The 19,468-nt window shown below is 70.2% G+C and carries 17 protein-coding genes and 1 pseudogene; 8 read left to right on the top strand and 10 right to left on the bottom strand.

The window, feature by feature from the left end; all coding sequences use genetic code 11:
* Positions 1–46 precede the first annotated feature (46 nt).
* The 9 genes from MU852_RS02430 to MU852_RS02390 all read right to left on the bottom strand — a co-directional run bounded on the left by MU852_RS02430 (position 47) and on the right by MU852_RS02390 (position 8,584).
* A complete protein-coding gene (locus MU852_RS02430; RefSeq protein ID WP_249750874.1) occupies positions 47–286 on the bottom strand; it encodes a copper chaperone PCu(A)C in 240 nt (79 codons plus the stop codon).
* Positions 283–534 (bottom strand): copper chaperone PCu(A)C, encoded by a 252-nt coding sequence (locus tag MU852_RS02425; protein ID WP_249750873.1) that lies wholly within the window; start codon positions 532–534, stop codon positions 283–285. The genes MU852_RS02430 and MU852_RS02425 overlap by 4 nt, the downstream gene beginning before the upstream one ends.
* A gap of 14 nt (positions 535–548) precedes the next feature.
* Positions 549–1,916 (bottom strand): PepSY-associated TM helix domain-containing protein, encoded by a 1,368-nt coding sequence (locus tag MU852_RS02420; protein ID WP_249750872.1) that lies wholly within the window; start codon positions 1,914–1,916, stop codon positions 549–551.
* Entirely contained in the window at positions 1,913–4,006 is a 2,094-nt protein-coding gene (locus MU852_RS02415; RefSeq protein ID WP_249750871.1) for a TonB-dependent receptor family protein, read from the bottom strand. The genes MU852_RS02420 and MU852_RS02415 overlap by 4 nt, the downstream gene beginning before the upstream one ends.
* 66 nt (positions 4,007–4,072) lie before the next feature.
* Complete coding sequence (locus MU852_RS02410) at positions 4,073–4,459, bottom strand: hypothetical protein (RefSeq protein WP_249750870.1); 387 nt, start codon at positions 4,457–4,459, stop codon at positions 4,073–4,075.
* A 32-nt stretch (positions 4,460–4,491) separates the two neighbouring features.
* Positions 4,492–4,782, bottom strand: coding sequence for a DUF3175 domain-containing protein (locus tag MU852_RS02405; protein WP_249750869.1), 291 nt, complete (start codon positions 4,780–4,782; stop codon positions 4,492–4,494).
* A 39-nt stretch (positions 4,783–4,821) separates the two neighbouring features.
* Entirely contained in the window at positions 4,822–5,442 is a 621-nt protein-coding gene (gene pth, locus MU852_RS02400; RefSeq protein ID WP_249750868.1) for an aminoacyl-tRNA hydrolase, read from the bottom strand.
* Positions 5,443–5,529: 87 nt separating this feature from the next.
* Positions 5,530–6,168, bottom strand: coding sequence for a 50S ribosomal protein L25/general stress protein Ctc (locus MU852_RS02395; protein ID WP_249750867.1), 639 nt, complete (start codon positions 6,166–6,168; stop codon positions 5,530–5,532).
* Positions 6,169–6,301: 133 nt separating this feature from the next.
* Positions 6,302–8,584, bottom strand: a complete 2,283-nt coding sequence (locus MU852_RS02390) for a hybrid sensor histidine kinase/response regulator (RefSeq protein ID WP_249750866.1) — start codon at positions 8,582–8,584, stop codon at positions 6,302–6,304.
* 151 nt (positions 8,585–8,735) lie between these two features.
* Here MU852_RS02390 and MU852_RS02385 point away from each other — a divergent pair, with 151 nt between their 5' ends.
* The 6 genes and pseudogenes from MU852_RS02385 (at position 8,736) to phoB (ending at position 15,395) form a co-directional block, all read left to right on the top strand.
* Positions 8,736–10,157, top strand: coding sequence for a sensor histidine kinase (locus MU852_RS02385; protein ID WP_249750865.1), 1,422 nt, complete (start codon positions 8,736–8,738; stop codon positions 10,155–10,157).
* A gap of 114 nt (positions 10,158–10,271) precedes the next feature.
* A complete protein-coding gene (pstC, locus tag MU852_RS02380; RefSeq protein ID WP_249750864.1) occupies positions 10,272–11,705 on the top strand; it encodes a phosphate ABC transporter permease subunit PstC in 1,434 nt (477 codons plus the stop codon).
* Positions 11,698–12,998 (top strand): annotated as a pseudogene (gene pstA, locus MU852_RS02375) (phosphate ABC transporter permease PstA). Before pstC ends, pstA begins: the two are co-directional and overlap by 8 nt.
* 72 nt (positions 12,999–13,070) lie before the next feature.
* Positions 13,071–13,946 carry a phosphate ABC transporter ATP-binding protein PstB gene (gene pstB / locus MU852_RS02370; protein ID WP_249750863.1) on the top strand — a complete coding sequence of 292 codons (876 nt, stop codon included), beginning with the start codon at positions 13,071–13,073 and terminating at the stop codon, positions 13,944–13,946.
* Positions 13,947–13,950: 4 nt separating this feature from the next.
* A complete protein-coding gene (gene phoU, locus MU852_RS02365; protein WP_249750862.1) occupies positions 13,951–14,682 on the top strand; it encodes a phosphate signaling complex protein PhoU in 732 nt (243 codons plus the stop codon).
* A gap of 20 nt (positions 14,683–14,702) precedes the next feature.
* Positions 14,703–15,395 carry a phosphate regulon transcriptional regulator PhoB gene (gene phoB, locus MU852_RS02360; RefSeq protein WP_249750861.1) on the top strand — a complete coding sequence of 231 codons (693 nt, stop codon included), beginning with the start codon at positions 14,703–14,705 and terminating at the stop codon, positions 15,393–15,395.
* 158 nt (positions 15,396–15,553) lie between these two features.
* On the opposite strand, the gene MU852_RS02355 is transcribed toward phoB, so the two are convergent.
* Entirely contained in the window at positions 15,554–16,477 is a 924-nt protein-coding gene (locus MU852_RS02355; protein WP_249751836.1) for an Hsp33 family molecular chaperone, read from the bottom strand.
* A gap of 218 nt (positions 16,478–16,695) precedes the next feature.
* Between MU852_RS02355 and MU852_RS02350 the strand changes: the two genes are divergently transcribed.
* Positions 16,696–17,235, top strand: a complete 540-nt coding sequence (locus tag MU852_RS02350) for a hypothetical protein (protein ID WP_249750860.1) — start codon at positions 16,696–16,698, stop codon at positions 17,233–17,235.
* Between the two features lie 121 nt (positions 17,236–17,356).
* Entirely contained in the window at positions 17,357–19,249 is a 1,893-nt protein-coding gene (gene serA / locus MU852_RS18085) for a phosphoglycerate dehydrogenase (RefSeq protein WP_249750859.1), read from the top strand.
* Positions 19,250–19,468 lie beyond the last annotated feature (219 nt).

Raw genomic sequence — 19,468 nt, 5'->3', positions numbered from 1 at the left:
GGCCAAGGTTCAGATATTTCGCCCGGACCGCATGACGCAGGACGCCCTAGCCGTGGTGGCCGTCGCCGCCCGGCGTGACCCGGCGGACCTGGGCCTGCACGGTCACGGCCGGCGCCGCGGCGAAGGACAGCGTCAGGGGCACGGTCTCTCCGTCGGTCAGCGGCTGGGTCAACTCCATCAGCATGATGTGGTTTCCGCCCGGCGCCAGGGCGACGGCCTGGCCGGCCGGCAGGGGCAGGCCGCCCTCGATCGGGCCCATCTTCATCATGCCGCCCTCGGTGGTCATCTCGTGGATCTGAAGCTGGGCGGCGCGGGGGTGGAGCCGCCGGTCAACCGGTCGTCGGTGCGGGCGGTGAAGGTGGCGAAGCATCCGCCGGCCCGCGCGCCGTTCGGCGTCGCGCGACACCAGGCGTCGGTCACGACGACGGCGGCGGCCTGATCCGCGGCGGGCGGGCTCTCGGCGGCGGGCTGGGCGGCGGGCCCGCAGGCCGCGAGCGCGAGCGGGGCGGCGGCCAGGATGAGAAGGCGTTTCATGGTCGGGTCTCCTTTCAGGCGATGACGGACCGGGCGCGCAACCGTCGCATCGCCCAGTCCAGGGACAAGGCGGCGATCAGGCTCAAGCCGGTCAGGGGATAGAGGATCGATAGCGGAATGACGATGCCCAGCACCGCGGCGCGGACGCGCGGGCCGGGCGGCGCGGGCGGGGCGCCCAGGCGCACCTGGCCAAGGCGCGCGCGCGACAGGCTGGGCGGGCGGCGCTTCCACCACATGACCAGCCCGCTGATCGCCAGGACCCAGACGCCGACGCAGCCCAGCAGCATGACGATGCGGTTGATCTGGCCGTACTGCAGGCCCTGGTGCACGGCGACGCCCCATTCGAAGGCCTTGGCGCCGACGCCGAACTGGCTCCAGCGGATGTCGGCCCTCACCGCGCCGGTCTGGCCGTCGACGTACAGGGTGCGGGCGTCCTCGGCCCTGCGCGTCTGGCGCGCCACCGTCCAGGCCAGGTCGGGGCTCTGGGGGATGTTGACGATATAGGGTCGGGGCAGGCCGCCGGCGTCCGCCGTGGCGACGACGCGGCCCAGGCTGGGATCGTGGGCCATGGGGCCGGGCATGACGGCGTGCTCCATCGTCCAGCCCACGCCGGCGGGCGTGTCGTGCGGCTTGGCGTGGCTCCAGGCGCTGGCGGCGGCCGGGGCGGGCGGGCGACCCAGGCCGCTCTCGCGCATCAGGTTCAGGAATCGGTCGCCCCAGACGGCCGACCACGGCATTCCCGTCACCGCCAGGAACAGCACCACCCCGCCGACGTAGAAGCCGGTCAGGGCGTGCAGGTCGCGCCAGAACGGCCGCCGTCGCGCGTCGCCTGTCCTGGGCGCCAGGACCGCCACGCCCGCCCGCCCCCTCGGCCACCACAGATAAAGCCCCGTGGCGAACAGGATGACGGCCCAGCCGGCGACGATCTCGACCACCAGGTTCATCGCCGGGCCGAACAGGCTGAGCGAGTGCAGCCGCTTGATCGTTTCGGTGACGCCGCCATAGGCCGTCACGCCGGTGACGCGGGCGGTGTGGGGGTCGACGAAGACGGTTCGTTGCGATCCGTCGGCGCGGTCGACCCGGACCCGCACGGCCTGGTCCCGCGCCGCCGGAAGCAGCACGTTCGCCGCGCGGCCGCCGCCCGCCTGCGCCGCCGCCGCGGCCCAGGCGTCCGGGTCCGCCTGGGCCGCGCGCGCCGGAACCTGGATCAGGGAGCGATAGACCGTCTGGTCGATCTCGTCCTTGAACAGATAGAGGCCCCCCGTCAGCGCCAGCAGCATCAGGAAGGGCATGACCAGCACGCCCGCATAGAAATGCCAGCGCCAGACGGCCCGGTAGGCGCCGGACAGGTCTCCGGACGCCGGGTTTTCGGTCGCGCTCACCACGTCACCCTCATGCCGACAAACGCCGCCCGGCCTTCGCCCGGCTGATAGACATCCTGCGCCCCCGTGACGCCGTCCACGACCGCGCCCGCGTTCGAGATGTATTTCTCGTTGGTCAGGTTGCGCAGGTCGGCGAAGACGGTCACGCCGCGGGGCAGGTCGATCCCCGCGTTCAGCGACAGCGTGGCGTAGCCGGGGTATTTGACCGTGTTGGCGTAGTCCACGTGGATGTCGCGCGGAACCCACTCGACCGCCGGCGCGACGAACCAGCCGGCCGGATGATCGTATTTCAGTTCGGCGCGATAGGCGTGCTCCGGGATGATCGGCAGCCGGTTGTCCCCATAGACGGGATCGCCGTCGAAGAAGAAGTCGGACCAGGTATAGGTCTGGCGCAGGGTCAGGCGTCCCGGTCCCCCCTCCATCAACCGCCAGTCCAGGCCGGCCTCGATCCCCTGGTGCACGGTGTCGCCGGCGTTGAAGGTCGCGGCCGGAATGTCGGCGGTCACGACATAGTTCAGCAGTTCGCCCTTCAGCGCGGCGCGATAGGCCGAGATGTCGTACCGGAAGGGGCCCCGCCGGCCGCGCGCGCCGATCTCGGCGGTCCAGGCCTTCTGTTCGTCCAGCGGCACGAACTGCGGAACCGGGCTCTGGACCAGGTCGTAGAAGCTGGGCGGCTCCACCGATCGGGTCAGGTTGGCATAGACCTGCGATCCATTGTCGTCCTCCCACAGCAGGCCGATGCGCGGGGCGAACCAGTCGTAGGTCGTGTCGGCGTCGTTCGCCGGGTTCAGATGGTTGTCGAGGTCGCGCCCGGCCCGGCCCCACGAGCCGCCGCCGATGACGGCGAAGCGGTCGGTCACGAACAGGCGGCCTTCGGCGAACACGTCCAAACCGGACGCCTGCTGCAGGGTGTCGCCGATCCTGAACCCGCGCTGGCCGCCGCCGATGTTGGTGAAGACCCGGGCGTCCGTATCGCCCGTGCGGTAGTAGGCCCCGGCGAAGGCGTCCGCGCGCAGGCCCATCAGCCGGCCGTTCCAGTCGAACCGCCCGAACCCGCCATAGGTCCGATAGTGGTTGTCCACCACCACCGGCACCGGGTGGTAAAGGTCCCGGTCGGAGCCATAGATTCCGCCCTCGAACACCAGGCTGTCGCTGAAGCGCCAGCGGGTCTGGAGCGTGGTGCGCAGGGAATCGACGTTGCGGCCATAGTTGAACGACACCGCGCCCGGCGTCGCCGCGCGCGGATTGGTCAACGCATCCTTCTGCGTCGCCCCCGCCGACAGGTCCTGGTCCAGCGCATTGCCCTGCACGATCAGCCGCACCTCGCGATCCTGGCCCAGCTGACGCCCCACGCTGACCGTCAGGCGTTTGCCGTCGGCCTCCTGGTGGTCGCGGAAGCCGTCGCCGCCCGACCAGGTCCCGGCCGCGTACAGGTCCCAGTCGCCGTGACGGCGCGCGCTGGCGGCGTGCAGGCGGCGGGTCTCGAACGATCCCGCCTCAAACCGCAGCAGGTTGTCATAGGGCGTGTTCAGGCCGGTGGGGGTGACGACGTTGATCGCCCCGCCCAGCGCCGCGCCCCCGAAGCGCAGGGCGTTGCCGCCCTTGTACACCTCGGTGTAGCGGGCGATCAGCGGATCAAGTTCCTGGAACTCGCCGAAGCCGTCCGCCGCATTGATCGGCACGCCGTCCTGAGCCAGCAGGACGCCCCGCAGATGCACGCTCTGGCCGATGCCGGAGCCCCGGATCGACAACCGGACCTCCTCGCCCCAGCGGCGCTGAGCGAAGACGCCGGGCACCGAGCGAAGGGTGTCGGACAGGGCCAGGGCGTAGCGGTCCTCGTAACTTTCCGCGGCGACGACGGCGACGGCGCCGGGCGTGCGGCTCAGCCGATCGCGCGCCTCGGCCACGACGGCGGGATCGTCGGGATTGCGCGCGCCGGTGACGATCACCGAATCGACTTCGGCGACGGGCGAGGCGGCCGGGGGCAGGGCCTGGGCCGAGGCCTGGGCCAGGGCATGGGCATGGGCGGGGGCGGCGAGGCTCGCCGCGGCCAGCAGCGCGCACGGCGCCGCGGGGGGTGTGAAAGACATGGGGGTTCCCGAAGGCAGGGTCGATCGGGCGCACGGCGGGGCCGCGCGCGGTTCACGGGTCCGGCTTCAGGCGTGGGGCGGGGCGGTGGAGGGCGGGCGCGGCGGCGCGCGGGCCGGCGGCGGGGGGCTGGCGGCGGCGGGCGCATAGGCTGCGGCCTCCAGGCGGCGGATCAGGCGCGCAGGCTCCGGCGCGGGCGGCGCCGGCAGGGCGGCGGCCAGGGGCGCGACGCAGGCGGCGCACTTGGCCCCCACGTCCTTCCGGACCGGTCCGTCGACGCCGCCGACCTGGATGGTCTGCGGGCCCTCGGCCGAGCAGATGACCAGCGGATGGCCCGGGCGCGCCGCCGCCAGGGCGGCGAACGGCAGCAGGGTGCCGAGCGCGAGCGCGAACACCGCCGCCAGGAAGGCGAGCGATCGGGCGACGGACCAATTGTCGGCCTGGCTGCGGGTCACGGATCGCCTTTAGGGCCTTTCGGCCGCCAGGCCTAGTGCGACGCCTTGGGCGCGCGTCCAAACGCCTCGCGCAACTCGTCCTTGGCGCGTTCCAGCACCTCGACCTGCTTGTCCGGCAGATTTCGGCCCGCGCGGTTTATGTAGAAGGTCAGCATGGACATCGCCGACTGGAACGGCGTGCCCTTCCGGCGATGGCTGTGCTCGGCGCTGCGCTTCAGCGACTGCGCGATCGTCTTGGGATCGTCGGATTCGAACAGGTGCGGCTTCACGTCCAGGGCGTCGCTGGTTTCCGTGACGTGCTGGGACCATTTCTTCGTCGGCATGGCGGGTTCTCCTTGCGAAAGGGGAACACGCCGATGGCGTTAGAGTTCGCCGCGCGCCGCCTGCCGGGGGCTGAACTTCGGCGCGGGGGCCAGGCGCATGACCTCGCCCTGATACCGCTCGTCGTCGCCGACGGCCGCGAAGGGCAGGGCGTCGGCGCAGGCCTGGAGCAGGGCGTTCAGCCACGGCTGCTCGGCCTTGTGGAAGTCGCCCAGCACGTGGGGCATCACCAGATGCTTGTCGCCCGGATGGCCGACGCCCATCCGGGCGCGGCGGAAGTCGGGACCCAGGTGGCTGATCAGGCTGCGGATGCCGTTCTGACCGGCCGCGCCGCCCCCGGTCTTCATGCGAAAGCGGCCGGGCGCCAGGTCGATCTCGTCGTGGAAGACGATGATTTCGCTGGGCTTGATCTTGTAGAAGCGCGCCGCCTCGCCGACCGCGCGGCCGCTTTCGTTCATATAGGTCTGGGGCTTCATCAGCAGGACCTTGACCGGGCCCTCGGCCGTCTCGACCTCGCCTTCGCTGACGATCGACTGGAACTTGGCCCGCTCGGCGCCGAACCGCCAGCGGCGCGCGATCTCGTCGGCCGCCATGAAGCCGATGTTGTGCCGGTTCTTTTCGTACTTCGCGCCCGGATTGCCGAGCCCCGCGATGATGATCATGGCGTCCTCTTGCCGTCTGCGCCGGTCAAAGAAAAGCCCCGCCGCGGCGGACCGGGCGGGGCGTGATCTTGGTGAAGGGCGGGACGCTTAGTCTTCGCTCTTCTCTTCGGTCGCGACCGGAGCGGTCTCGGCGTCGGCGGCTTCATCGGCGGCGGCCGACAGGGCGGCGGACGAGACCTTGATCGTGGCGATCACGAAGTCGCGGTCGGTGATGGTCGGCTCGGCGCCCTGCAGGTCGATGTCCGAGATGCGGATGGTGTCGCCCATCTTGTGGTTCATCAGGTCGACGACCAGCTCTTCCGGGATGCGGTCGGCGCGAACCGACACTTCCACGGCGTGGCGGACGATCTCCAGCGAACCGCCCTGACGGTTGAACGGCGCGTCTTCCAGGTTCTTGAAGTGGACCGGCACCTCGATCTTGATGGTGCCCTTCTCGTCGACGCGCATCAGGTCGAAGTGGACCGGACGGTCCGACACGGGGTCGAACTGCACGTCCTTGGCGATGACCGGCTGGGTCTCGTCGCCGTACTTCAGCGTCACCAGGTGGCCCAGCAGCTTGCCGGTGTAGAGGGACTTCTTGAAGTCCTTCTCGTTCACCGACACGGCGACCGGGGCCTTGTCGCCGCCGTACAGGATGCCGGGCACGCCGCCGGCGCGACGCACGGCGCGGGCGCCGCCGGTGCCGACGCCTTCACGGACGTCCACGTTCAGAATGATCTCGGCCATCTGGCTGCCTCAACAAACAACGGAAACGCCGCGCTGACGAAAGGGCCCGCGCGGCGGGGGTGTGAACCCTCGAATTCAAGAGCGCGGGCTATTACACGCATCGCGCCGGACGCGCAACCGCCTAAGGTCGGTTTCAGGCGGCCTGCGCCTGATTGCGCCCCAGGGCGGCGGGATCGGCCACCATGGCCAGCAATTCCGCCGCGTTGAAGGGCTTGGCCAGGTGCCGGTCGGCGCCGGCGCTGCGTCCGGCGGCGATATGTTCGGGCATGGCGTTGGCCGTCAGCATGACGATCGGCGTCCGCGGCGCGCCCATGGCCGTTTCATGCAGGCGGATCTCGCGCGTGGCGGTCAGCCCGTCCATCACGGGCATCTGCATGTCCATCAGGATCAGGTCGAAATCCTGGCGACGACAGGCTTCGACGGCCTCTGCGCCGTTCTCGGCGATCACGATCTCGACGGGCGCCTGCGCCAGGATCAATTCGATGACCCGGCGGTTGGTGGGATGGTCGTCGGCCACCAGGACGCGGGCGGGGGCGGCGATGACGGGCTCGTCGGCCTGGTCCCTGGCGACGGGCGGGGCGCAGCGTTTCATCGGCAGCGTCAGGATGAAGGACGAACCGCCGCCCGGCGCGCTTTCGCAGTCCAGGTCGCCGCCCATCATCTCGGCCAGCTGGCGACAGATCGACAGGCCCAGGCCCGATCCGCCGAACTTGCGGGTGATGCCCCCGTCCGCCTGTTCGAATCGCGTGAACAGCCGCGCGCGGGTGGCGGCGTCGAAGCCGATGCCGGTGTCCTCCACGGCGAATCGCAGGGTGGGCGCGCCGTCGCGCTCGGGCCCTTGCTGCAGGGTGACGCTGACGAACCCCTGCGAGGTGAACTTCACGGCGTTGGAGATCAGATTGGTCAGCACCTGTTTCAGCCGCACGGCGTCGCCGCGGATCCACAGGGCGTCGTCCACGTCGATGTCGACGTGGAAGTCCAGTCGCTTCTGGCGGGCGTTCTCGGCGTAGAGCTGGGCGGCCTCGCGCACGGCGCCGGCCAGATGGAAGGCGTCCTCGGTCAGTTCCAGCTTGCCGGACTCGACCCGCGCCAGGTCCAGGATGTCGCTCAGCAGGGTCTGCAGGCTGCGGCCGGACGCCTGGATCAGGTCCAGCATCTCGCGCTGCTCGGCGTTCAGCTCGGTCTTGGCCAGGGCCTGGGTCAGGCCGATCACGCCGTTCAGCGGGGTGCGGATCTCGTGGCTCATGTTGGCCAGGAACTGGCTCTTGGCGACGTTGGCGGTCTGGGCGGCGTCGCGCGCCTCTTCCAGGGCGGCGGCGTCGCGCTTCAGGTCGGTGATGTCGGTGCAGACGGTGACCAGGCCGCCCTCGGCGGTGCGCCGATCCTGGATCCTCAGGACCCGGTCGCCGACGATGCGTTGCTCGAGCGTCGCCGAAAGCTTGCGGCGCTCGGCCAGCCGTTCGGTCAGCCAGGCGTCCTCCCGCCCCAGCGCGTCCGCGTAGCGTCCTTCCTTGAGGCCGATCCGCAGCAGTTCGCGGAACGGCATGCCGACCCACAGCTGCGTTTCCATCTCTCGGTTGACCTCGGCGTAGCGGGCGTTCCACAGCACCAGCCGGTCGTCGGCGTCATAGAAGGCCAGGCCGTCCGGCATGGCGTCGACGGCCTCGCGCATCTGCTTCAGGGCGCCTTGGCGCGAGAGGTGGTTCATCCACGCCGTCAGGCCCACCGCCCAGGCGATGCCGATCACGGCGACCAGCGTCAGGGCGTTCAGGGTCGCCGGGGAAAGGCCCGAGACGGCGGCGCCGACCTCGTCCGGCGTGATGGTCACCGCCGACAGCCCCAGCAGATGCAGCAGCACGATGGCGGCGGCGTCGAACAGGGCCAGCACGGCCAGGCTGCGTCGCGGCCCGCGACGATAGGCGAAGCCGGCCCCGGCGCTCAGCGCCACGGCCGCGACGAAGGACAGGGCGATCAGCCAGGGGTTCCATTGCAACGTGGCCGAGGCGCGAAGCCCCGCCAGGCCGACATAGTGCATCACGCCGACGCCCAGCAGGCCCAGCCCGCCGCCAACGGCCTTCATGCGCCGGCTGTCCTCGCGGAAGGTCACGGCGATCGCCAGGCCCACGGAGGCTGCGCACAGCAGGAAGGAGGCCAGGGTGGGCAGGGGCGCATAGGCGACATGGGCGTCGATGGCGACCACATAGCTCTGCATGATCAGGCAGTGGGTGGTCCACACGGCGCCGGTCGCCGTCACGGCGGCCAGCAGGCCGGGGCGACGCCCGCGATCCCCGCCCCAGGTCCAGGCGCGGTTCATCAACCAGAAGGCGGCGCTCAGTCCGACGACGCAGACGGTCGCCGCCAGGACGATCAGCCGCCAATCGTGGCTTTGACTCAGGCTTTCCAGGAACCTCTGCACGGCATCCCCTCGCTGCGCCCAGCTTCACCGCAAAGTCCTAAAGAAAAGGTACGACGGTACGGTTTCCGACCCGCGCGCTGTCTAAGCGCCGTCATGAAATCCGTGCAAGGATGGCCTTTGTCCGTCGCCGTCTCCGAGATTCGTCCCGACCATGCCCTATGAGGTTTCGCCATCGCCCGTCGCGCCGATCTCGACGTCGCGCCTGTGGACGATCGGCGCCACGGTCGCCATCGCGGTCGGGGTGATGCTGGGCCTTGCGGTCATCCATCCCCAGCTGGCGCCGTGGCTGGTGGGCGGGGCGGCGGTGGCGACGGGGGCGGCTTGGCTTCTGAACGCGCCGGGACGGCAGGAGGTCGAGCCCGTCCGCGTCGAGGACGGAGCGGCCGCCGTCCCGCCCGCGGCCTCGGTCGACCTGCTCGACCGCGTGTTCGAGGCGCTGGAAGACCCGGTGCTGATCGTCAGCGGCGGAGAGCCCGACGACATCGCCGGACGCCGCATCGTCCTGGCCAACCAGGCGGCGCGTGATCTGCTGCGCGTGCAGCGGCAGGGCGGCCTGCTGGTCCAGGTCATCCGCGAGCCGGGCGTGCTGGAGGCGGTGGACGAGGCGCTGTTCGGCGGCGTGTCGCGCGCGACCGACTACACCACCGGCGGACAGAGGGATCGCCGCTGGCGCGCCTGGACCCGGCCGCTGGGCGGGGCGAACGAGGGGCTGGCCCTGGTCGTCCTGCGCGACGAGACCGACGTGCGCCGCATGGAGATGATGCGCGTGGACTTCCTGGCCAACGCCAGTCACGAGCTTCGCACCCCGCTGGCCTCGCTCAGCGGCTTCATCGAGACGCTGAAGGGCCATGCGCGAGAGGACGTGGTGGCGCGCGACCGGTTCCTGGACATCATGGCCGCCCAGGCCGACCGGATGAGCCGGCTGGTCGCCGACCTGCTGTCGCTCAGCCGGATCGAGCTCAACGAGCACATCCCGCCGTCGGGCCGCGTCGACCTGGACCGCGCCGCCTCCGACGTCGTCGACGCGGTCAGCGTTATCGTGCGGAGCAAGGACGTCAGCGTGGTGCTTGACCAGGGCGAGGCGCGGGCGTCGGTCAGCGGCGACCGGGACGAGATCGTCCAGGTGGTGCAGAACCTGCTCGACAACGCCGTCAAATATTCGCCGGCGGGGGGCGTGGTCGAGATCACCGTCCGCGCCGATCTGTCGTTCGACGAGGCCTGGGCGTCGCGGATGCCCGGCGCGACGCGCCTGCCGCTGGTGACGCCCGACCGCACGGCCGGCCTCGTCTATGCGGCCGTCACCGTGCGCGATCACGGGCCGGGCATGGCCCGCGAGCATCTGCCGCGACTGACCGAACGCTTCTACCGCGTCGAAGGCCAGAAAAGCGGCGAGCGGCAGGGCACGGGCCTGGGGCTGGCGATCGTCAAGCACATCATGAACCGCCACCAGGGCGGCCTGGTGGTGGAAAGCGCGCCGGGCCAGGGCGCGGCCTTCACCGCCTGGTTCCCGATGGCGAGCAAGCGGCGCGCCGACGCCCCCTCGACCCAGGCCTCCATCCCGGCGTCGCTGTAACCGAACTGTCATGGAGCCGTCTTAATCCGCTGACCATTCGCGGGCAGAAGACGCGCCAGGTCGGTCCCGGGCTTTCGGGATTCCGACGATTCGCGCACGCGCACCGGGCCCCGAATGATCTGGATTCTCCTGCTGATTCTCGCAGCGCTGGCCGCCGCCGCCTTCGTGGGCGGCCGGACGCTGGCGCAAGGCCGGTTTCGGGGCGTCCGCGCGCACTCGCGTCCGGCCCAGCACGGCGCCTACGCCCTAATCTGGGTCGCGGCGCCGGCGCTGGTCGTGCTGATGCTGGCGGGGATCTTCGCCGCGCCGATCGAGCGCCAGTTGACCGCCGCCGGCACGCCCGACGCCGTCGCCGCGCTCGAACCCTTCCGCCGCGAGGCCTTCTTCGCCGACGCCCACCGTCTGGGCCGGGGCGAGCCCGCGCTGCAGATCTGGGAACGCCCCCTGGCCGAGCAGTTGCCGGTCGAGGCGCGCCGCATGGTGCGGGTCGAGCGCACCCTGCAATGGGGCGCCGCCGTCGCCGCCGTTCTGGCCGCGATCATGGGCGGCCTGTTCGCCTTCAGCCAGATCCGCCCGAACGTGCGGGCCCGCAACCGGGTCGAGGGCTGGATCTGGGGCGCGCTGTTCGTCTGTTCGGCGGTGGCGGTCCTGACGACCATCGGCATCATCGCCTCCCTGGCCTTCGACGCCTTCCGCTTCTTCCAGCACGTGCCGGTGACGGAGTTCCTGTTCGGCACGCAATGGAGCCCGCAGATCGCCATCCGCGCCGACCAGGTCGGCTCCAGCGGCGCCTTCGGGGCCGTGCCCCTGTTCGCCGGGACCCTGCTGATCATGCTGATCGCCATGCTGGTGGCGGCGCCCATCGGCCTGCTGTCGGCCATCTATCTGTCGGAATACGCCGGCCGCACCGCGCGCGCGGTCATCAAGCCCGTGCTGGAGATCCTGGCCGGGGTGCCGACCGTCGTCTACGGCTTCTTCGCCGCCCTGACCGTGGGGCCGGCGCTGCGCGTCTTCTTCAACGAGATCGGCCTGTTCCTGATCGGCGGGCCGCTGGACGGCCTTGGCCAGTATCTGGCGCTGGTGCAGAACCAGATGGCGCTGACGGCCGGCGCGGTCATGGGCATCATGCTGATCCCGTTTGTGTCGTCGCTGTCGGACGACATCCTGAACGCCGTGCCGCAGAGCCTGCGCGACGGGTCCTTCGCCATGGGCGCGACCAAGTCCGAGACGGTCAAGCGGGTGCTGCTGCCCGCGGCCCTGCCGGGCATCGCCGGCGCCCTGCTGCTGGCGGCGGTGTCGCGCGCCATCGGCGAGACCATGATCGTGACCATGGCCGCGGGCCTGGCCGCCAACCTGACCTTCAATCCGCTGGACACCGTGACCACGGTCACGGTGCAGATCGTCACCCTGCTGACCGGCGACCAGGAGTTCAACAGCGCCAAGACCCTGTCGGCGTTCGGCCTGGGGCTGACCCTGTTCCTGGTCACCCTGATGCTGAACATCGTCGCCCAGCGCATCGTCCAGACCTATCGAGAGCAGTATGACTGACGCGACCCCCGAACAGGTCGGCGCGGCCTTGGACAAGCGTCTCGCGCGGCTGCGCGCGGGGCTGAAGCGTCGTCACGCGCGCGAGACCCGCTTCAAGCTGTACGGGCAGCTGGCCATCGGCGCGGCCGTGGTCTTCCTGGTCATCCTGCTAGGACGCATCGTCGAGCAGGGGCACACCGCCTTCTACACCCACACGGTGACGGTCCCGGTCTATATGGACCCCGCCCAGGTCGACCGCGCCTATCCGCAAGGCTCCAACTTCGAGCAGATGGCGGCCGAGCAGCAGCTGGCGCGCTGGGGGATCGCCGACGACGCCCGCGGCGACGTCTCGCGCGACATGCGCGGCCTGTTCTCGTCGGAGCTGAAGTTCGTGGCCGCCGACCTGGTGGCCCGCCGCGGCGACGTGATCGGCGAGACGGTGCCGCTGGCGGCGCCGCTGTCCGACGACGCCGACCTGTATCTGAAGGGCGAGATTTCCCGCGACGTGCCGCAGGAGCAGCGGCGCCTGAACGACCGTCAGCTGGCCTGGCTGGACCGGATGAAGGCCGAAGGGGTGATCGGCTCGCACTTCAACACCGCCCTGTTCACCAACGGCGATTCCACCCAGCCCGAGATCGCCGGGGTCCTGGGCGCCGTGGTCGGCTCGGCCCTGATGCTGATGGTCACCGCCCTGATCGCCATTCCGCTGGGCGTCGGCGCCGCCGTCTGGCTGGAGGAGTTCGCGCCCAAGAACAAGCTGACGGACATCATCGAGGTCAACATCAACAACCTCGCCGCGGTGCCCTCGATCGTCTACGGCCTGCTGGGCCTGGCGCTGTTCATCAACTGGATGCACCTGCCGCGCGCCAGCCCGATCGTCGGCGGCCTGGTGCTGGCGCTGATGGCCCTGCCCACCCTGATCATCGCCACGCGCTCGTCGTTGAAGGCGGTGCCCCCGTCGATCGCGAGGCGGCCCTGGCGATGGGCGCCAGCCGCACCCAGACGGTGTTCAGTCACGTCCTGCCGCTGGCCATGCCCGGCGTCATGACCGGCGCCATCATCTCGATGGCCCACGCCCTGGGCGAGACCGCCCCGCTGCTGCTGATCGGCATGGTCAGCTTCGTGCCGGGCGTGCCCCACGCCATCGACCAGCCGGTCGGCGCCCTGCCGTCGCTGATCTACATCTGGGAGAACGCCTCCGAGCGGGCGTTCCACGAACGCACCGCCGCCGCGATCATGGTCCTGCTGGCCTTCATGATCGTGATGAACGCGGCGGCCATCATCCTGAGGCGGCGCTTCGAGCGTCGGTGGTAAGAGAATGAAGTTCCGATCTTCCGCGCACCCGACGGCCACAACGACGGCGGCGACCCGACGCAGGCTCCGCGCATGGGCGGGCAGGTGCTGCCCGAGGCCGCGCCCGCCCAGACGCCCGACCGGCCCGAGCCCCGCATGGAGGACGCCGAACCGGCGCCCGGCCCCACGGTGGTCGACACGCCGCCGAGCGGACCGATCAAGATCGCCGCGCGCGACGTGTCGGTCTTCTATGACGGCAAGCAGGCGCTGTACGACGTCTCGCTTGACATCCCGGACAAGACCGTCACGGCCCTGATCGGCCCGTCCGGCTGCGGCAAGTCCACCTTCCTGCGGACCATGAACCGCATGAACGACACCATCTCGGGGGCCAAGGTCACGGGGCGGATCGCCATGGACGACGAGGACATCAACGACCGCTCGATCGACCCGGTGCTGCTGCGCGCCCGCGTCGGCATGGTCTTCCAGCGCCCGAACCCGTTCCCCAAGTCGATCTACGAGAACGTCGCCTACGGACCCAAGATTCACGGCCTTGTCTCGGCCAAGTCCGAGATGGACGGCGTGGTCGAAAGCGCCCTGAAGCGCGCCGGACTGTGGGAGGAGGTCGCCGACCGCCTCCAGTCCTCGGCCATGGGCCTGTCGGGCGGCCAGCAGCAGCGCCTGGTCATCGCCCGCGCCATCGCCGTGAACCCGGAAGTGATCCTGATGGACGAGCCCTGCTCGGCCCTGGACCCCATCGCCACCGCGCGCATCGAGGAGCTGATCGACGAACTGCGCGAGCGCTTCTGCATCGTCATCGTCACCCACTCGATGGCCCAGGCCGCGCGGGTGTCGCAGCGCACCGCCTTCTTCCACATGGGCCGCCTGGTCGAGACCGGCGACACCGAGACCATCTTCCAGAATCCGCGCGAGCGGCGCACGCTCGACTACATCACGGGACGCTTCGGCTAATCCGATGAACCAGCACACGGTCAAGGCCTACGGCGACGAACTGAACCAGATCACGGCCGAGGTCGCCCGCATGGGCGGCCTGGCCGAGGCCCAGGTCGCGGACGCCATCGATTCCGTCGCCCGACGCGACATCGCCCTGGCGCGCGCGGTGGTCGATCGCGACCTGAAGCTGGACGCGCTGCATCGCGATATCGAGAAGAAGGCCATCCGGCTGATCGCCCTGCGCCAGCCGGTCGCCAGCGACCTGCGCAAGACGCTGGGCGCGATCAAGATGGCCTCGGACCTGGAGCGCACCGGCGACCTGGCCAAGAACATCGCCAAGCGCGCGCTGATCCTGGCCGAGGTCGAGCCGATGCAGCCGCTGACCCGCTCGATCGAGCGGATGGGGCGGCTGGTGTCCAACCGCCTGCGCGACGTGCTGGATGCCTACACCGCCTCCGAGATCGACCGCGCCGTCGCCGTCTGGCAGACCGACGACGAGGTGGACGAGCATTACAACGCCTTGTTCCGCGAACTGCTGACCTACATGATGGGCGACCCGCGCACGATCGGCGCCTGCACCCATCTGCTGTTCATGGCCAAGAACCTGGAACGGATCGGCGACCACGCCACCAACATCGCCGAGACCGTCCACTACGAGATCACCGGCGACGAGATCGTCGGCGACCGTCCGCGCGCCATGCCGACGGCCGAGGACGAGTCTCCGACCCCCAACCTGTCCACCGACACGCACTGAGCCGAGACCGGAGAACCGACGTGCAGCCCTATATCCTTGTGATGGAAGACGAGGACGCGCTGGCGACCCTGCTTCAGTACAACCTCGAAAAGGAAGGCTACGACGTCACCGTCGCCTCCGACGGCGAGGAGGGAATGCTTCAGGTCGAGGAACGGCTGCCGGACCTGGTGCTGCTGGACTGGATGCTGCCCAAGCTGTCGGGGATCGAGGTCTGCCGCCGCATCCGCGGCAAGGCCGAGACGCGCAACCTGCCGATCATCATGCTGACCGCGCGCGGCGAGGAAAGCGACCGGGTGCGCGGGCTGGACACGGGCGCCGACGACTATCTGACCAAGCCGTTCTCGATGGTCGAACTGATCGCCCGCATCCGGGCCGTCCTGCGCCGCATCCGGCCCGGTCTGGCCGACGACCGGCTGAACCACGGCGACATCGTCATCGACCGCGTCTCGCACCGGGTGAAGCGTTCGGGCCAGGAGGTCCATCTGGGGCCGACCGAATTCCGCCTGCTGGACCACTTCATGCAGCATCCCGGCCGCGTGTTCAGCCGCGAGCAGCTGCTGGACGCGGTCTGGGGCTCCGACGTCTATGTCGAGGCGCGCACCGTGGACGTCCACGTCGGCCGCCTGCGCAAGGCCCTGTCCATCGGCGACGACAGCGCCAATCCGATCCGCACCGTCCGCTCGGCCGGCTATTCGCTCGATCTGGAAGGCTGATCGCGGACCGCGAGCGCAAGCTTCGCGTCAAATTCCCGCAACGCGCATCCGTCCGCCTTCGCCGTCGCCTCATGACACGAGTCATGCAGGGGAGGGGCGATGTCCGACGTCATGCGCAACTTCGGCGACGCCGTCTTCATGCTGGTCTGAGGCAGGTCTCAGATCTGCGCCGTCACCACGTCGTCGGGCTCCAGTTCATAGACCGTCGCGCAGTATTCGCAGGTGACGCGGATCTTGCCGTCGGCCTCGACCATGTCGTCGCGCTCCTTCGGCTCGAACGAAGCCAGCACCGCCGCGATGCGGTCCTTGGAGCAGCCGCAGACGGCCGACAGGGTTCTGGCGCCCTCCAGGCGGACGCCGTCCTCATGGAACAGGCGGAACAGCAGGGTTTCCGGGCTGATCGTCGGATCGATCAGTTCGTCGTCGCCCAGGGTGAAGAACAGGGCGCGCGTGCGCTCCCACACCTCTTCGGTCGAGCCGCGCGCGGCGTCGCCGGCGATGACCTGGATCATGGCGCCGCCCGCCCGCCACTGGACCCCGGCGTCGGTCTGGACCGAGCCGACGGCCAGGCGGACCTTGGTCGGCACCTGTTCGGACTGTTCGAAATAGTGTTCGGCGCACAGCGACAGGCTCTCGCCCTCGATCGGGGTGATGCCCTGGGTGCGTTCGAAGTCGGGCCCGCGGTCCAGCGTCATGATGAAGACGCCCTTGCCCAGCAGCGTCTGCGCGCCGGGCCGCGAAAAGCCCTGCGAGGCCGCCGCCACCTCGGCCTCGTCATAGCGGCAGTAGCCGCGCAGCGTGCCGTCCGTGCCGTAGTCGGCCACGACATAACGCACCGGACCGTCGCCCTGGGCCTGGATCAGCAGCCGGCCGTCGAACTTCAGGCTGGAGCCCACCAGCGCCGCCAGGGCGCAGGCCTCGCCCAGCAGGCTGGCGACCGGTTCCGGATAGGCGTGGGCCTTCAGGATCTTGTCGATGGCGGCGCCCAGGCGGACCAGGCGGCCGCGCACGGGCCAGCCCTCGATCTGGAAGGCGGCGGCCAGGTCGTCGGAAACGGGGGAATGGGGCGCGTGATCGGTCACGGCGGCGTCCTTGCTGGTCGTCATGTCGGGATCGCGGCTATTTAGGCGCCCGGGACGGCGATGGTAAGCCCCCGGTCGCGCCGGCGGGCGTCGCGCGCCTGGGATCGCGTTTTTCGCCAGCTTGGCCGGATCGGGGAACCGTTTCTGCTCCGGTTCGCTCCTTCGCTGACGCGAAAACGATTTCGCTCCAGACGACCACTCGAGAGGTTCAACATCCCATGATCCGCGATTTCGACGCCATGGAAGAAGTCCGCAAGCACCCCGGCGTGACGGCCGGCGGCCTGGCCCTGATCGTCCTGGGCGCCGCTGCGGCGGTCTATCTCTCGCAGCGCACCGGACCCACCCGTTACCAGCGCATCAAGACCCGCATGGACCCGCGCGGCTGGGTGGACGCCTCCGAACTGCGCGGCCGCTTCCATGACGCGATGGACGCCTTCCGCCACGGCGCCGAGGACTTCGGCGACCGCGCCGGCGACTATGCGCGCCAGGCCCGCCATCGCGCCGTCGACGTGGCCGAGGACGCCCGCGACCATGCCGGCGACTGGTTCCGCGCCGCGCGCAAGGGCTCCAGGAAGGCGGCGAAGAAGCACGGCAAGACCGCGCGCCGGTACGCCGACGAGGCGGCGGCCTACGCCCACGATCATCGTCGGGAAGGCGGCGCCCTGATCGCGGTGGCCACCCTGGCGGCGGCCGTCGGCGCGGCCCTGCTGGAAAGCCGTCGTCCCGACAGCCGCGTGCGCCGCATCGTCCGTTTCTGACATTTCCTTGCCGCCCATCGGCTGTCGAGCCAGGCGGGCGGCATGATTTGAGCGCAGCTGGCGTCAGTCTTTAGCACGCCTTGGCTTTGCGGCGCCTGCGAAGGTCGCTAAGAGGGCGGCCATGAGCGCGCGCCCCACGATGATCTTCGATTTCGATTCGACCCTGGTCGACTTCGAGACGCTGGAGGCGCTGGCCGACATCGCCCTGGCCGGCGCGCCCGACGCCGAGGCGACCCGCGCGCGCATCGCGGCCCTGACCGACCAGGCGATGGGCGGAGAGATCGGCTTCGGCGAGGCGTTGCGTCAGCGGCTGGCGCTGCTGCCCCTGACCCGCGATCACGTGGCGACGCTGGCGGCCCAGGCGCCCGACCGCCTGACCGCGTCGGTGCGCCGCAACCTGGGCTTCTTCCAGACGGGGGCGGTCGAAGTCGTCATCCTGTCGGGCGGCTTTCGCGAGGTGATCGCCCCGGTCGCCCAGGCCCTGGGCGTGCCCGCCGATCGGGTGCTGTGCAACGACCTGGTCTATGACGACGACGGCCGCGTGACGGGCGTGGACGGCGCCAATCCCCTGTCGCACGCCGAGGGCAAGCCGCGGGCCATCCACGGCCTGAACCTGACGGGCCGGGTGGTGATGGTCGGCGACGGCTGGAACGACGCGGAGGTCAAGCTGGCGGGGGCGGCCGACGCCTTCTACGCCTTCACCGAGGTCGTCCGCCGCGCGCCCGTGGTCGAGGCCGCCGACGCCGAGGCCGCCTCCCTGGACGAGGTGCTTCACGCCGAGGGGCTGGCGGGCCGCTGGTCCTTTCCCCGCAGCCGCATGAGGATGCTGCTGCTGGAGAACATTCACCCCGCCGCCGTCGAGCGGCTGGAGGAGGCGGGCTACACGGTCGAAACGATGAAGGGCGCCCTGGACGAGGACGACCTGATCGAGGCGGTCAGGGGCGTGCACGTGCTGGGCATCCGCTCCAAGACCACGGTGTCGCGCCGCGTGCTGGAACAGGCCGACAAGCTGATGGCCGTCGCCGCCTTCTGCATCGGCACGAACCAGATCGATCTGGACGCCGCCGCCGATCATGGCGTGGCGGTGTTCAACGCCCCCTATTCCAACACCCGCTCGGTGGTGGAGCTGGCCATCGGCCTGATGATCGTGCTGATGCGCGACGTGCCGGACAAGTCGGCGGCCATGCACCTGGGCAAGTGGAACAAGTCGGCCACGGGCTCCCGGGAACTGCGCGGCAAGACCCTGGGAATCGTCGGCTACGGCGCCATCGGCAGCCAGCTTTCGGTGCTGGCCGAGAACCTGGGCATGCGGGTGCTGTTCTACGACCTGTCCGAGCGGCTGGCGTTGGGCAACGCCCGGCGCATGCGCGCCCTGGACGCCCTGCTGGCCGAGAGCGACGTCGTGACCCTGCACGTCGACGGCCGGGCGGAGAACAAGGCCATCTTCGGCGCGGCCCAGTTCGGCCGGATGAAGGAGGGGGCGCTGTTCCTGAACCTGTCGCGCGGCCATGTGGTCGACGTCGGCGCCCTGGCCCAGGCGATGGGGTCGGGCCGGATCGCCGGCGCGGCCGTGGACGTCTTCCCCGAGGAGCCGCGCACCAACGCCGATCCGTTCGAAAGCCCGCTGCAGGGGCTCAGGAACATGATCCTGACGCCGCACATCGGCGGCTCCACCGAAGAGGCGCAGGAAGCCATCGCCGAGTTCGCGGCCGAGCGGTTGCTGGGCTATCTCAACCGGGGCGACACGACCTTCAGCGTCAATCTGCCGAACGTCCAGCTGGCCGAGGTGTCCGGCGCGCACCGGCTGCTGCACATCCACCGCAACCAGCCGGGCGTCCTGGCCGAATTGAACCAGGCGCTGGCGGCCGCGGGCCTGAACATCCTGGGCCAGCACCTGAAGACCAGCGAGCGGGTCGGCTACGTCATCACCGACGTCGACCGCGACTACGATCGCGAGGCGCTGGGCGTCCTGAAGGCCGTCCCCGGCACGCTGAAGTTCCGCACCCTGCACTGACACCGTCGCCGGCGGGTGCTCTTGCGCGCGCCGTCTCGGTGAACGGAAACGCGGGAGAGGATGTCAGGCCAAACCCGCCAACTCTCCAAGTGACGCTGCCGCGACCGCAACGATTCCAGCGGCTTGCCGGATTCTCGCCCCCTCCAGCCCGCCTGAGCTGAAAACCGTGCCATGTTTTCCTCGTCCCGTCGCACCGGAGGGCTCGTAAGGCCTGCGACC

Source organism: Brevundimonas albigilva, assembly GCF_023503965.1.
In the GTDB taxonomy this organism is placed as follows: Bacteria; Pseudomonadota; Alphaproteobacteria; order Caulobacterales; family Caulobacteraceae; genus Brevundimonas; species Brevundimonas albigilva.
The sequence above is the reverse complement of the archived record's forward strand: the minus strand, read 5'-3'. Positions and strand labels throughout refer to the sequence as shown.